Source organism: Nitrospira sp. MA-1, assembly GCA_032139905.1.
GTDB lineage: Bacteria > Nitrospirota > Nitrospiria > Nitrospirales > UBA8639 > Nitrospira_E.
The window spans coordinates 51,620-64,407 of the sequence record JAQJDB010000003.1 but is presented as its reverse complement, the minus strand read 5'-3'; the positions used below and the strand labels follow the sequence as shown (position 1 = coordinate 64,407).

Sequence of the window (12,788 nt, the reverse complement as noted above, 5' to 3'; positions counted from 1 at the left end):
AAGGAGATAACTATTTCCTTTTGATGCCCGGGCGTAACTGTTTGGGAAACCGTTGAAGGAATTGTTTCCGGATTTTCGTCATTCTGGTGTGAATGGCATGCTCCAGATCGTCGGCTCCCTGAAGCCAGTTTGTGGTGAGCATCCCGAGCCGGCGAGCTAAAAACACCATTTCATCAGAACCGGATGGTGGCAGGACAAGATCCTGGGCGTGGCCGCGGACTATTCTCAGTCCATCAATGAGTTGTCGAAAATACAGATAGTCGTCTTTGAGTTGAGCCCCATCTTCAAGAGTAAACAGGCCTTCCCCGCTCAGGTGATCGATGGCCTCCAGGGTATTGGGCGTGCGGATGGAAGGATGGTCGTGCCCGTGCATGAGTTGGAAATATTGCACGGTATACTCCACATCAAGCAGGCCACCGGCTCCGTATTTGACATGCGTCGTTCCCGGCTGGACCAGCTCTTTGATTTGACGCTCACGAAGATGGATGGCCGTCTGAAGATCCCACGTGTCGGGAGCATACACAAATTGGTCACGATGCCGTTCAACGGCTTTTCCTACCGCACGATTTCCAGCAAGAAAACGGAGCTTGAGTAACGCCTGTCGTTCAAAAGGAGCGGCTCCACCTTCCGGCGCATAATAGCGCTGAATTTCTTGGAGGGAATTGGCGAGGAGGCCTTTTTCTCCATGCGGCCGCAATCGGGTATCCAGGTGAAAAATGCCTTCCTGCTTCGCTTCAATCCATTGGAGAAATTCCTGCGCCCAACGTTCAAAATAATCTGAGGATTTTTGGTCCGTCTGGCCTCGCGAGGGTTTACCCGGCATGTGATAGACGAACAGAATTTCGATATCCGAGGCATAGCCTAATTCGCCGCCACCGAGTTTTCCTAAACCAAAAATCGCCATCGATGGAGGAGCGGAGAGGGAGGCTTTCGGATTGATCGCCTGTTGAGAATGCAGAAGGGCCTGGTTGAGAATGACATCAGCGAGATTGGTCAGGGCCTGTGAAAAGTCGGGGAGGGGACTATTTTCCAGGAGATGACGCATGTCGATTCGAAACAGCTCTTCGTCTTTCCATTGATTCAAGCGTTGTTTTTTGTGGACAGGAGTTTTGGCTTTCAGCAATAACGGCTCGATGGCCCTGGTGAGTACCGATTTTGATCGAATCAGGGGGCCTTTTTGATATTGATTCATCATGGGCAACAAATTGTCATGTTGCCGTCGGAGTAAATCCTCCCAGAGGTAATCACTGCTGCCAAAGAGTTGAGCCAGTCGTTCCAGCGTGGAAGCCTGGCTCAGCTTGGTGAGATGCGAGGGGGAATTGGCCTGCTCTAACCAGAGATCCAGGAATTGATCAAAATGATCGAGCGCTTTCCCGGGGTCCGGTGCCCACCTCAGATAATGGGTGAATTCTTTGAGTAAGGTGGCCGCCGTTCGTAGTTCCTGTTGTTCGCCTTTTCCCTGAATTTTTCCGCCTTGGCGTCCGCGGACGTAAAGACGGTTGCGGACGCGGTGGTTGGCGACTTCAATCTTGGCTTTCACAATATAGATCCCGCGCATGGCCAGGGCATTGGCAAAGGTGTACAAAAACGCCGGCGTATCGGTTGAGCTAATATCCAGAATGGTTTCATGACCGCCGCGCGGGTTGGAAAATGTGATGTGGACTGGATGGACCAACTCCGTCGGTTTTTGACGCATGTTCTCTAAATTTTCAACGAGCCGGCGATTCACCTGTCGACGGGCTTGCCGGATCTGATTCTTTTGAAGAAGGACGAGAAGGGCCGTCACCATCTCTTGAAACTCACGTTGTTCGGGTTCGGCAAATTTCAGATCTTCAAGAGCCTGCACATGAAAGACATCCACGACAATTTTCCGGGTCAACCCTCGAGTCGCTTGTGAGGAGGAGCCCGTGGAGGTATGGCCTTGCAATGATGATGTTGAGGGAAAAGTTGGAGACATCTTTTCTAAAGACGTAAAAATCGTGGCCTCTCGAATATCCAGCCCAAAGGAGGATAAGACGCCACAGAATGTGGCAAACTCGGAAAAATAATCGTAACCCACCAGCGTCAGTTGAAATTGCCGGGTGGGCAGGGTCCGGATCGAGATCGCACAGGGTCGTTCAAACGTGAGCTGGTTCGCCAGGACTAAATGTTCCAGGATGGCGGCGGGAGGAAAGCTTTCAAAATAATCCGGGTCCATCTGCTGGACAAAATCTCTGATTAAGGCCGGACGAAGATCAGGACATTGGGTTTGATACGACTGGATCCGCTCTGCTTCGGTCATGGTGCCCGAGTATACTGAAAAAATGTTGGATTGTAAGGTCGGACGCGCTCCCGTATAATTTTCTTTTTTCACGATGACTGCTTTCAAACCACACGCAGCTTCCAAAGAGGATCCTCCCGCAGCCCGCCTTCCCGATCCCACGCCTTTACTCCTGGCTTCAGGACTTATCACGCAGGACGTAGCCCGGATACTTCAGGCCTATGGCCTACAGGATTGGAAACGCGCCGACCAAAACCTTCAGGCCATGGCCGGGGAACCGGTCACCCGGAAAGCCCTGGCGACCATTCTGCCCGCCGTGTTACGCAGTGTTGCGCGTACGGCGGATCCGGATCAGGCCATGAATGAATGGGAACGGTATGTCGACTCCGGTATCCAACGGCTTCAACTCTTTCAATATTTAGCAATGGTCCCGCATGTGGTCGAAGTGATGGGCACGGCATTCGGGAATAGCCCGGCCATGGCGCAAACATTTATCCGTGATCCGTTACTCGTGTATTGGATCGAAGATGACGGGGTCCTGCGCCGGCGGATGACCCGGATTGCCCTTGAGGCCAACGTGCAGGCCGCCCTTGGTACCGTAACGAGTTTCGAGGCGAAATGTGAAGCGTTACGGCGGATGAAGCGGCGCGAAATGCTCCGAATCGGGATTCGCGATTTGTTGGGCATCGCCACGCCCGTAGAAACCTATACCGTGTTGTCGGATCTCGCCTCCGTAGTTATTCAGGCGGTGTATGAACTGGTGAGCCAGGAATTAACCAAGCGGTTTGGCGATTTTGGAGAGGGAGGATCGACCGGGAAAAAGGCTGACGGTTTTTCCGTGCTGGCAATGGGGAAACTCGGAGGCTGGGAGCTGAATTACAGCTCGGATGTCGATCTTATTTATGTGTACCATGCGCCCGAAGGGAAGACGGAAGCGGGGAGGGGACAAACCAGTATTGCTCGTGTGCTGTATTGTGAGACTCTGGCCAGGGAACTCACGGCGGTCTTGACGGCGCCGACAGCCGAAGGCGCCTTGTTTCGAGTCGATCTCCGTCTCCGTCCGGAAGGAATGGTCGGGCCGTTGGCCTCCTCCCTTGAGGATGCCCTTCATTATTACGCGGGTCGAGGCCGAACCTGGGAACGTCTGGCCTTTCTCAAAGCCAAGCCCATTGCCGGCAATCTCCGTGTGGGGCAGGCCTTAATTAAGGGGCTGACAGACTTTGTGTATGGGAATGAAGAAGACGAAGGGCAGGTCTTTCCGGCTATTCATTCGCTCCGGTCACAAATCATTTCCAAAATGATTCGCCGGGGGGAAGTCGACCGACATGTCAAGCTGGGCATCGGAGGCATTCGGGAAATAGAGTTTATTGTGCAAGCCCTTCAACTGCGTTGGGGACAGGCGTATCCTAAAATACGCGATCGGCAAACACTCAAAGCATTGGTGAAGTTGACGCACATTGAGAAACTGACGGCACAGGACGCTCGCCTGCTAAAAGAGTCGTATGTGTTTCTAAGAAATCTTGAGAACAAACTTCAAATGGTTCATGAATTTCAAACGCATCTGCTTCCGAACAAGTCCGAAGAGATTGCCAAATGTGCCGTCAGAATGGGTTACCTCAAACAGGCCACCGTTGCCCAGGCCATGGAAGCGTTCCTGAGCGACTATCGTCGACATACCACCAGGGTGCATCAGTTGTACGAACGCATTCTGTGCTCGTCACCCTCCTAGCGAATCCGGCATATACCTTTTTCACACTTCGTTTTCTCTGGGTGTTTCTAGCAGCAGGAGGAATGTCAGGTGTGAATCAGTCCAGAGGGGTTGAAAACGATCCAGGGATTGTTATCTCTTATAGTGAGAGGAAAATTTTACATTTATTCATTCTTTTTTCGGGGAGAAGCCAATGGACCTTAACCGGATGACGATCAAATTACAGGAAGCTCTGCAGGCTGCCTCGGGGATCGCGATGCGACGAAGCCATCAAGGGATTGACGTGGAGCATCTCCTGCTGGCCTTGCTGGAGCAATCCGGTGGATTGGCTCACCCGATATTAGAGCATACGGGTGTCTCGCCCACCGCCGTCAAAAATGCCGCAGAACAAGCGCTTCAGAAGGTTCCTCAGGTTCAGGGCAGTGGGGCACCTCCAGGGCAGGTGCATCTCTCTCCTCGCCTGGCAAAGGTGCTCAATCAGGCGGAAACGGAGATGAAGGAACTGCGGGATGACTACCTGAGTGTCGAGCATGTCATCCTGGCCATGGTAGCCGAAGGAGGCGTCTTTACGTCCATGGGACTCAAGCGGGATAAGGTGCTCGCCGGTCTCCAGGAGGTGCGAGGCAATCAACGCGTCACCAGCCAGGATCCGGAAGGGACCTATCAATCACTAGAAAAATATGGGCGTGATTTGACCCGATTGGCCAGCCAGGGCAAATTGGATCCGGTCATCGGCCGGGATGAAGAAATTCGTCGGGTCGTGCAAATCCTGTCCCGCCGCACCAAGAACAATCCGGTCCTGATCGGTGAACCTGGAGTGGGAAAAACTGCCATTGTCGAAGGACTGGCACAACGGATCATTAAAGGGGATGTGCCCGATGGACTTAAAAATAAACGCTTGATCGTGCTCGATATGGGTGCCCTGGTAGCGGGTGCCAAATTTCGCGGGGAGTTTGAGGAGCGATTAAAAGCCGTCCTCAAAGAAATTCAATCCTCTCAGGGACAGATCCTGTTGTTCATCGATGAGTTGCATACAGTTGTGGGGGCCGGAGCGGCAGAGGGGTCCATGGATGCCGCCAATTTGCTGAAGCCGATGTTGGCCAGAGGGGAACTCCATCTGATTGGCGCTACCACTCTTGATGAATACCGGAAACATATTGAAAAAGATGCGGCCTTGGAGCGGCGGTTCCAACCGGTCGTGGTCGATCAGCCTTCGGTGGAAGATACCATCTCCATCCTGCGCGGGTTAAAGGAGCGGTATGAAGTCCATCATGGGGTGCGCATTAAAGATTCGGCATTAGTGGCAGCCTCCCGCTTATCCAATCGATATATCGGTGACCGGTTTCTGCCTGATAAAGCGATTGACCTCATTGATGAGGCGAGTGCGCGCTTACGGACTGAAATCGACAGCATGCCCGCCGAAATGGATGAGATCTCTCGAAAAGTTCTGCAATTGGAAATTGAACGGGAAGCCTTAAAGAAAGAAACCGATGCGGCCTCTCGCACCCGGTTGACCACGATCGAACAGGAGTTGAAAGGCAAACAGGAAGCCCTGAAAGACTTAAAAACCCAGTGGGATGCCGAGAAATCGTCTGTCGGGAAATTACAAACGATCCGGCAGGAGATCGAGGGTGCCAAACAACAAATTGAGCAGGCTGAGCGGCAGTATGACCTGAATCGTGTGGCGGAGTTGCGCTATGGGACATTGCCCAAACTGGAAAAATCCATGAAAGACGAAGAAGAGCGGCTGGCCAATCAACAGGGGACGAGCCGACTGCTCAAGGAAGAGGTCGATGAAGATGACATTGCCGAGGTGGTCAGTCGATGGACCGGCATTCCCGTGAGCCGGCTACTTCAAGGCGAAGTGGAAAAGCTGCTGCACCTCGATGAATGGTTACACAAACGCGTCATCGGTCAGGATGAAGCGGTCAAGGCGGTGGCCGAAGCCGTGTTGCGCGCGCGGTCCGGCATCAAAGATCCCAATCGACCCATCGGTTCGTTCCTCTTTCTGGGCCCGACCGGCGTGGGTAAAACCGAGTTGGCACGGGCGCTGGCGCATACGCTCTTCGATAACGAAGCCAACATGGTCCGTATTGATATGTCGGAGTATATGGAAAAACATACCGTAGCCCGATTGATCGGCGCTCCTCCAGGGTATGTGGGGTATGAAGAAGGCGGTCAGTTAACCGAAGCGGTGAGGCGCAGACCCTTCTCGGTCATCCTCTTTGATGAAATCGAAAAGGCGCATCACGATGTCTTTAACGTCCTGCTCCAAGTCTTAGACGACGGGCGGTTAACCGATTCGCAAGGCCGAACGGTGGACTTTAAAAATACCGTGCTCATCATGACCTCCAATCTGGGCAGTCAGGAGATTCTCGAAGCGCAGCAACAGAATATGGACTACGAAGGCATTCGCGCGTTAGTGCTCAAAGAAATCCAACAGCACTTCCGGCCCGAATTCTTGAATCGGGTCGATGAAATCGTCGTCTTCCATCCGTTAAAACGGGAAGAGCTGGCGCAAATCGTGGAAATCCAATTGGAACGCCTCAGGGTCAGATTAGCGGATCGGCGAATGTCACTGGAACTCTCTCCGGCGGCCCTGGCCGACCTGGCTGCGCGGGGCTATGACCCGGTCTACGGAGCCAGGCCGTTGAAGCGCCTGCTTCAACAGGAAATCGAAACCCCGCTCTCACGCCTGATCATCCAGGGGAAAGCCATGGATGGGCAACGAATCGTGGGCGAGATGGTCGACGGCAAATTCGTCCTCACCGCCCGGGAAAATGGAGAGGCCTAACGCCACTCCATCAATCCCACGGGGAGTATAATCGTGGCTCCCCGTGGGATGGTTCTCTTCAATGGATTCCGGTCCAATCACCTGCCAAGATATTCAATAAACAGCATGAGGAAATAGCCACCGGAAGGAATCGCAAAGGCCTTCAAAATGGGTTGTTCGGCAAACGGGCAAAACGCCCCTTTTCTAAAGTGCTGCACCCCGCTGATGACCTTCTGTATTTGAGCTTTTCGTGCAGAGCCTGAACTCGTGCTCAACATGGACGTCAACTCATTGAGAACGCGTCCCCTGGCGTTCTCAGCCGTTTGCCGGAAATGGAAGGCTGAAAAAATGGCCAGCCCGATGTTGCTCCCTATCACGAGAAGAAGACTGATCGGAAGATCCCAGTCATCAAAAAATGAAGAGCGTGACACAATCATGACCAGGACGATAATAAAGGGATAATAGATTAAGGTCCCAACCACTTCTGTGAGCTGGCCACAGAACCGCAGACTCTGTTGGATATGGGCCAGGGAAATGTTCAGTGTACTGTGGAACCAGGGTTCCCGGACCGAATCCTGAATGGGCCAGTGAACCCCTCGTTGTAATGCCCAATCCACCATCCGGGCGCAAAGCCGTGTCGCATACACCACAAAAAACACCAGGAGCCACATGGTGACCACGCTCAATAAGAGAATCATCTTATCCCAGATGAAACACGTGTCACCCCGGCAAGGGGTGGTGGGAAATCCAATGAGAAAAAAGATTGGAAAGGCAAAAAGAAACAAGTAGACGATCGTTTGAACGACCACACGGGATCCCGCGCATTTGAGGCTCATTAATGCCGTATAGACTTCCCAGCATTCCCGAACGGTATTTTTGGGGGATACGCGACTCCCTATAGGATCAGGGCCGAATTCCATCCATTTTTTCCATTCGAACCATCCTGAACATTGCCCTGGATGGAGTTGAAATTCCTCTTCCATTTGACGAAATTTGGCCTGAAGGGTTCTGTATCCTCGGCAAAGGAACAAGAGACTCAAAAAGAACGCCGCTAACCGGAGTACTTCGGTGGGCCAAGCACTGATGCCTTCCAGCCAGACAAATGGTTCTCCATCCTTGAGTTGGTCTGTGATGGACACCAAAAGCAAGGAGTACATACCGACGATTGCGGCCAGGAAAATCCAAAACATATGGGACTTGCACGTGGTCTTGGCAAGAAACACGGCTCTCCGGCTCATGGCCGCATAAATCACCCAACCACCTAATACAATACATCCCAGCAGTAAGAACGTCCGCAAGCTAATGAGGGGGGCCGGCTTTCCCTTTTCAAAATCCGGTCGTGCAGCATGAATGGTGCTGGGGTCGGCACTCAGGTCGTACGCGCCTGTCAGTCCGACCTCGAAGACTCTCGGCGTTCTTTTGTAAGAGTGGGTGTCTGGTGAGTCGTCGCATGTCCCATGAGAAAAAAAGGAGGAAGCTGTCCGACATACGGTGACAGGGTCAAGAGCCAGCAGCGTGGATAAGAATAACGAGGTTTGATAGGCATCACGAAAGGGGGGAATCGAGCCCTGAATCTGGGGATGAAGGCGTAGGCCAAAATGGGAAGCAATCAGAAGATTCCGTGTCCATTGATATTGGGCCGGATGGAGGAGACGGGTATCAAGATCGGTGGTAAAGAAAATGACCCCGGGAAATTCCTTCCGTAACGCTTGGAGGAGCAGCAGTTTGTCATAGACATCTCCTGCCAAAATGCCCATGGCCTTAAAGCCCGGACAGATGGGCCACGATCCTTCCCCCACATTGTCCATACAGCGTTCACGAATCTTTTGATCTTCGACTTTAATTTGTAAGGCCAAACGCCTCAGGTAATCGAATTGCGACGGGCCTTCGGGGCGTTCAAGACCTCTATTGCGGAAATTTAAAAAGTTTCCGGAATCGGTTCCGTCACCCTTGGAGTTTCCGTCAGAGCCATTCATATTCTGGGGAAGCTCACCGTCAATTCCACGAAGATAGCTAAAGCGATGGGCCCAATCCGGCCAGTCGACGTCTCCTAAATTTTCAATTTTGGATATCAGATCAAGATCCGGAGTCGTTTTCGTCACCTCAAGAAAGGTCAGAGGCAATTTCCGCCCATAGAGCGTATCCCACTCGCCGATCAAGGCAATATGATCATGTCCATTTTGAAGGTCCACCCTTCGTTTGGTTAATTCCTCGACGAGTGTTCTAGCCAGTTCTTCATCTGTTCCGATGACACGATGCACATCAAAGTTCAAGGACCTCATATACTCCCAGCACGTGGCTTCACTCACACATTCTTCTCTCCCAAGAGGGAAACCTTCAAATAGAACGGCATCAGACGCCGTTGCAGAAAAGGAAAGGTATTCAATCGCGTGCGAACCCTCTGTTGGAGAGGTGGAGGGAGGTTCCTGACTCCGCTTTGCGAGCACTTCGCCGATCATGGCGCGTAACGTTCCGGAATGAAAGGGCCCTAAAACCGTAAACGACATGGTGGGATCAGGTGAATGTTTACCTTGTTGATTCTTTCGAAAGTCCGGTTCTGGATTTTTGACGAATGCCACGAGGCCTTCCAGGGACGCCAAGGGCTTTTTCTCCAGGTCCTGATCCTTGACCCATAAGACCAGGACATTGTTTTTTTGCTTGTCCTGTGGTTTAAACCATTCGAGCGGCACATCAAGGGCGGGACAACTTTCATCCCAGCAGGTATCATTTCCTTTAAGTTTTGTGCGGTCCCACCCAAAATATCGGAAAAACTCCCCTTCTTCGGGGATATACCCGGCCTCCCCGAGAGCGGACACCACCGCGTATCTATGGCGTAACCGGTATTCTGTTCCGGAAGCAAAGGGAGTCCCTTCTGTCACGACGATCAGGACTTTGAATGGTGGTTCGGTTGTCCCTATGGTCTCTGTGATCTCACGCAACTGAATGCCTAATTTATGATGATCCCTGGTCCCGGAACCATTGGAGGAATCTTGTAATGACGGGGCCTCAGACTGAGATTGGTTGGCCTTGGGTTCGGCATTTTTATGAGCCTTTACCGATGCGAAAGGGTCCTGCCAGAGCCGGCTTTGAACCCGCTTGTCCCCAACGATCAACGACTTGCCTTGTTGTTCATTAACGGGTCGTTCACTTCGAAAGGGTTGTTGGTAATACAGAAATCCTCCAAGCACGGTTAGCAGAATCAATAACCCCGTGACAGGAATTTTTGAGTCATCACTTTTTTCAAAAGACATGATTCACTCGCAAGTTTTCCCTGGAATCCGATACCTGTCGGATAAGGCATTTCGGCTTCGTCTCATTGCTGAAGGGAAAGAACATCTGTGTGGTTGGACAACTCAAAACGTCCTCCATTTGATAAAAAATGACAGCCACTCTCCCGTTCCTGCCTACTGGAAACTCAAGATTCATGCGAGCGCAACGGAAGGCTCCTCCGTCACTGGCTGATCACATGACAAATCAGCGGGATTATAGAAAAAGAAAGAAACAAAAGGAACGCCAATGGAAAATGGAATATGTGTGGAGTGGGAGATTGCGTATCCAATCAGATACGATCCTGTATCCGATCAGATACGTGATGGAGAAATTCTTTGACGAAACGCGCGTTCATTATTTATATAGGGAGCCCATTGGTGATATGGCCACAATACGCCAGGAAAACCTATGGGGTCTGTCCTAATTGAAGAAGCATGTGTCGTGAGTTTCATCGTCGGAACGATTCGCAAGCACGCCAATCCATTATCGACAATGACAAGGCCTAGGCTCACATCAGGTGGCTATTTCGGCATGACGGCCTTAATCACGAAGCCGCAAGGCGGTCAAACCGCCAGCCCCACAGCGCTCATCATTCTGAACCGATAACTAAGGAGGGCCTATACGTTTGAGGATGACCAGCAGAGGCACGGAGCCTTCTAGAACTTGTCCTGAGAGTCACGTTGAAGGGCTCGAGCCATCATTTACGTATGATCCCGAAAATGTAGGGCAGGAAAACCTCCGGGTCATCTGTTCGAAATAATCTTTGAGAATCGCGGAAGATGAATCTGTCAGGAAGATTATTCCTTCTGTCCGGTTTTTTTAATGATGTGGTACCCGAATTGGGTTTTAACCACAGGGCTCAGACTGCCATGCCCCAGGCGTTTGACCGCATCTTCAAAGGCCTTGACCATTTTGCCGGGACCAAACCAGCCAAGATCCCCACTTTTGGAACCACTGGGGCAGGTCGAGAATTCTTTCGCCAATTCGGCAAATTTACCACCGGTTTTCAGGCGTTTTCTCAGGTCGTCCGCTAACCCTTTTTCTTTCACTAAAATATGACTCGCTCTCCACTCCATACATTCTCCTTTCAAGCCCTGAATCAAAATCCGCTAAACATCACCAATTCCTATCTACTGACTAAATTATACGATGCCCCATGAAAATATGTCATCTCAAATATTTCGAGGGACCAGATCTGTCAGGCTGATTTGCGCCTCATGGGTTAGAGCGTTTGGAGGTACCGGATTCAGGTGGAGTAAAGACTTCGTTCAGATCACTAAAGGAGCCTCCTGGAGTCGGCCCGCCACTGATGACGTATATACGGCCATCCACTACCGCAGACCCGAGGCCGTGGCGTCCTGTCGTCATGGGTGCCATGGTTTGCCAGACGTTACGCGCCGGATCATACGCCTCGTTTTCACGAAAGGTACCCTCTTCCTTTTCGCCGCCGAAAACATAAATCCGACCGCCAACTTCGGCCGCGGTGATTCCACTGCGGGCAGCCGGAAGATCTGCGGCCCGCGACCAGCGGTCGGTGACGGGATCGTACACCTCCATGACAGCGAGATTTTGCCGATAGTCGCCGTTTACTCGTCCGCCGATTGCGTACACCTTACCGGACACGGTTGCGGCCGCAAGATGATCGCGAGGGGTCGGCAACGGCGTGCGCACAGTCCAGGTATTGGTTTGGGGATCGTAGATCTCGACGGCAGGGCTATTGGCCTTCCCGTCGTAGCCGCCGATGGCATACAGTTTTCCGTCGTGCGCTGTCACGGACAAGGCCCCGCGAGGAGTCGGCATGGGGGCGCGCTCCGTCCAAGTGTCCATGGCTGGATCGTAGGCATACACCGTGGCCACGGGCTGCCAGACGCTGAGCCCCCCCTGCTTGTAACCGCCAATGACATACAGCTTGCCGCCTACCACCCCGATACCCAGATGGTGTAGGCCGATGGGCATGGGCGCTTTGGCCGTCCATCGGTCTGTGGCGGGATCGTAGGCTTGGAGGGATGGAGTGATCCCAAGATTGATGAAGTTGCTCAAGCCGGGCTGCTCAAAACCGCCCACGACGTAAATTGTATTGTTCAAGGTCGCGGCTGCCACCTCAGTCCGCTTCGTGGGTGCCGGGGTTTCCGTCTGCCATGCGCCCTGGTCCGTCTCGGACTGTACCGATTGCGCAGATACCGGGAGGATGATGAGGCAGAGCGCAGTGAAAAACGGCATGAGAAAGGCCGAAGTCCTCATCATGGGAACGTGGCATCGAAGAGTCGATATTATCAAGTCACGCATAGCGGGATTATACCCAATCGAGGAAAAGAAAATCTTCGATAAACGCAATGCCCCCAGCCATCGGTTAGGGAAAAAGTGCCACCCCGCAGTATGCTGAAAAAATCTGCAGCGGCAGTGGTGTTCAGACAAGGCAGCCTTCCATCTCTCCAGTCTGCTTCATGGGAGGCCCTGGAATGTTCCTAATAGATCGACGACTGCCGGCTGGTCTACAGGAGGGACGCTCTTCCCTCTAGTGGACCGTGTATGAGCCCGGCGAATTCATTCATCCCCGCTAGCCTCTCCTGGCCTTGTGGCATGACCGAGCCGTGCAACCGGCACCGGAGGAAAGGCGGGCAGTGTTTGAGCCCTTCGGCGTTGGCTCAGGATAAACTCCGCGAGTTTGCCTGCCGTCCGTGGCTTTGTCTCGGTACGCTTTAATGTTGTTCCGACGCCTGCCGGCTGGCCCCAGGAGGGTCGCTCCTCTCAGGTTAGCGTCCCTCCCCTCCAATGCG

7 protein-coding genes are annotated in these 12,788 nt (G+C 52.6%); 3 read left to right on the top strand and 4 right to left on the bottom strand.

The genetic code is table 11. From position 1 onward, the window contains the following. Positions 1-10: 10 nt before the first annotated feature. Entirely contained in the window at positions 11-2,353 is a 2,343-nt protein-coding gene (locus tag PJI16_02215; protein ID MDT3776374.1) for a hypothetical protein, read from the bottom strand. A gap of 1 nt (position 2,354) precedes the next feature. Here PJI16_02215 and PJI16_02210 point away from each other — a divergent pair, with 1 nt between their 5' ends. Continuing rightward, entirely contained in the window at positions 2,355-3,989 is a 1,635-nt protein-coding gene (locus tag PJI16_02210; protein ID MDT3776373.1) for a hypothetical protein, read from the top strand. Positions 3,990-4,161: 172 nt separating this feature from the next. Continuing rightward, on the top strand, positions 4,162-6,762 hold the full coding sequence (clpB, locus tag PJI16_02205) for an ATP-dependent chaperone ClpB (protein ID MDT3776372.1): 2,601 nt from the start codon (positions 4,162-4,164) through the stop codon (positions 6,760-6,762). Between the two features lie 77 nt (positions 6,763-6,839). Here clpB and PJI16_02200 read toward each other — a convergent pair whose 3' ends face one another. Beyond that, the gene (locus PJI16_02200; GenBank protein ID MDT3776371.1) at positions 6,840-9,992 is read right to left on the bottom strand and encodes a hypothetical protein; all 3,153 of its coding nucleotides are present in this window, start codon (positions 9,990-9,992) and stop codon (positions 6,840-6,842) included. A 427-nt stretch (positions 9,993-10,419) separates the two neighbouring features. Between PJI16_02200 and PJI16_02195 the strand changes: the two genes are divergently transcribed. Beyond that, positions 10,420-10,617, top strand: coding sequence for a hypothetical protein (locus PJI16_02195; protein ID MDT3776370.1), 198 nt, complete (start codon positions 10,420-10,422; stop codon positions 10,615-10,617). Positions 10,618-10,808: 191 nt separating this feature from the next. Here the strand turns inward: PJI16_02195 and PJI16_02190 are convergent, their stop codons facing one another. Together PJI16_02190 and PJI16_02185 are read right to left on the bottom strand one after the other, a co-directional pair. Then, complete coding sequence (locus PJI16_02190) at positions 10,809-11,087, bottom strand: peptidylprolyl isomerase (GenBank protein MDT3776369.1); 279 nt, start codon at positions 11,085-11,087, stop codon at positions 10,809-10,811. A 139-nt stretch (positions 11,088-11,226) separates the two neighbouring features. Next, complete coding sequence (locus tag PJI16_02185) at positions 11,227-12,231, bottom strand: kelch repeat-containing protein (GenBank protein ID MDT3776368.1); 1,005 nt, start codon at positions 12,229-12,231, stop codon at positions 11,227-11,229. Positions 12,232-12,788 lie beyond the last annotated feature (557 nt).

Excerpts from the sequence above, each read along its gene's own strand:
- PJI16_02210 (MDT3776373.1), top strand. The coding sequence starts at position 2,355 with ATGACTGCTTTCAAACCACACGCAGCTTCCAAAGAGGATCCTCCCGCA.
- PJI16_02185 (MDT3776368.1), bottom strand. The coding sequence starts at position 12,231 with ATGCCGTTTTTCACTGCGCTCTGCCTCATCATCCTCCCGGTATCTGCG.
- PJI16_02190 (MDT3776369.1), bottom strand. The coding sequence starts at position 11,087 with ATGGAGTGGAGAGCGAGTCATATTTTAGTGAAAGAAAAAGGGTTAGCG.
- PJI16_02200 (MDT3776371.1), bottom strand. The coding sequence starts at position 9,992 with ATGTCTTTTGAAAAAAGTGATGACTCAAAAATTCCTGTCACGGGGTTA.
- PJI16_02195 (MDT3776370.1), top strand. The coding sequence starts at position 10,420 with ATGGGGTCTGTCCTAATTGAAGAAGCATGTGTCGTGAGTTTCATCGTC.
- clpB (MDT3776372.1), top strand. The coding sequence starts at position 4,162 with ATGGACCTTAACCGGATGACGATCAAATTACAGGAAGCTCTGCAGGCT.